The organism is Metabacillus sp. 22489, assembly GCF_052044855.1.
Classification (GTDB): Bacteria; Bacillota; Bacilli; order Bacillales; family Bacillaceae; genus Metabacillus; species Metabacillus niabensis.
The window spans coordinates 1-2,025 of record NZ_JBQENT010000102.1 but is presented as its reverse complement, the minus strand read 5'-3'; the positions used below and the strand labels follow the sequence as shown (position 1 = coordinate 2,025).

Here is a 2,025-nt window from a genome sequence, read left to right as displayed (position 1 = left end):
TTTTACTGTAGGCGGGCTTCGAGTCGGCAAAGTCCAAGTACTAAACAATGGAATAGCAAAATATGAACAACTTATCGAATCCCTACAAAAAGCCCAAAAAACCATTGATCTGGAATATTTCATCTATCGGAACGACCAAATTGGTAATCGCATCACAGAACTGCTGATCGAAAAAGCAGTAAATGGAGTGCGGGTTCGTTTTATTAGAGATGGTTGGGGGAGTAAAAAATTTCCGCGTCAAAAAATTCTTCAGATGGTGGAAGCAGGGATAGAATGTCGGACAATATTTCCTTTAAGTTTTCCCTGGATTTTGTCCAATTGGAATTATCGGGATCATTGTAAGATTGTGACGATTGACAGAAAGGAATCCTTTACTGGCGGTATGAACGTTGGGTATGAATATACAGGATTAAAGCCAGACGTAGGATTTTGGAGGGACACTCATTTGCAAATTATAGGGGAAGCAACAGGCGACTTGCAGACTATCTTCGACGTTCATTGGAATATCGCTGTACCAGAACGGATAAAGTCAAAAACAAAATCTGAGGCAACGAAAAAGGCCACTAAAATCCCAAAATATAAATCAAAGGAAATCAATCCAACCGGCAGCATAGATCTTTCAAGATGGTCTGCCGAATTAGGATCTGAGTTATGGCCTATAGAAGGTAAAACAGACAATACCCAAACAAAGACAGGAGAATTGCAAAAAGCGTACATCCATACGTTGGAAGGAAACCCTGGAATTCCTACCCCAGTTATTCGTCAAGCTTACTTTATATGTATAACACAGGCGACCAAAACTATTGATATAACAACACCCTACTTTGTACCAGAAACAGATATTATCATGGCATTAAAGACAGCTGTGGCTCGTGGTGTGCACGTAAGATTGCTGGTTCCTCGCCACATTGATCAAAAAAGCGTGGGCTATGCAAGTCGTACCTATTACGGGGAACTTATAGAAGCTGGGGTCCAAATCTACCAGTACGATAAAGGAATGTTACATGCGAAACTGATGATCATTGATGAGGAAATTGCAGAAGTAGGCGCAGCAAACTATGATATGAGAAGTTTTCGCCTGAATTATGAGGTGTGTCAAGTCGTGTACAGTGCTGATGTGGCAAGGGAACTCACAGAGCAGTTCGAGAGGGATCTTACTGATTCTGTACCATTAAGAATTGAAGACTTGTTGCAACGATCCCTGACCGAGCGCATTGTTGAACAAGGTGCTCGTCTGCTTTCTCCATTATTATAAGTTGATGTATCCTGTTTTTATTGTTCTATCTTAAATCTAGATTTAACTTTGTTTTTAATATATTTCTGACTTATTTGAAAAAAAGTCGAAAACCCGTGTATTATAAGAACTTCCAACATGGGTTTTTTCTTATTTACGATGGAAATTCATTACTAAAAAACGGTAATACTAAAAAGGCAGCTCAAAGAGTTTGAATTCAAAAATATCTGTTACCTTTTCATTTAAATATAGAGGTGATATCAATAGATAATATATTTGAAAATCTTAAGGAAATACGTTTATTAGAAGATAAGCTCTATCATTTAGAATTAAATGGTTGGCTGAAAAATGAGTTTTTAACTTGGGAATGGTGGATACTAGTCGTTTTTTTAGTTGTGCCTTGGGTTATATGGGCTAAACTTGTTAAACGAGACATTATTTTAGAAATTTTGTTATTTGGTACCATAATTATCATAACAACAACCTTATTAGATGTAGTTGGCTTACAATATAGGTTTTGGGATTATCCAATTGCATTCTACCTATTATTCCTAGGGCCTTTCCCTTTGATTTTTCAATGATACCTGTAGCTTACATGTTGTTATATCAATATTTTAGAACATGGAAATCTTTTATTTTAGCCCAGATCATTATGGCACTAACATATGCCTATATAGGTGAACCCTTTTGCGAGTGGGTCAAACTTGTTAATTATTTAGAGTGGAGATACAGATATTCATTCATATATTACATCATTGTTGGAATTGTAACTCGAGCTTTAATACTAAAAC

At 36.7% G+C, this 2,025-nt stretch carries 1 protein-coding gene and 1 pseudogene; both read left to right on the top strand.

Annotated elements, in window-relative coordinates:
- A partial coding sequence (locus ACTJJ9_RS26125) for a phospholipase D-like domain-containing protein (RefSeq protein WP_440769005.1) occupies positions 1-1,255 on the top strand: 1,255 nt, incomplete at its 5' end.
- Positions 1,256-1,811: 556 nt separating this feature from the next.
- A pseudogene (locus tag ACTJJ9_RS26120) lies at positions 1,812-2,025 on the top strand (CBO0543 family protein); the annotation flags it as partial.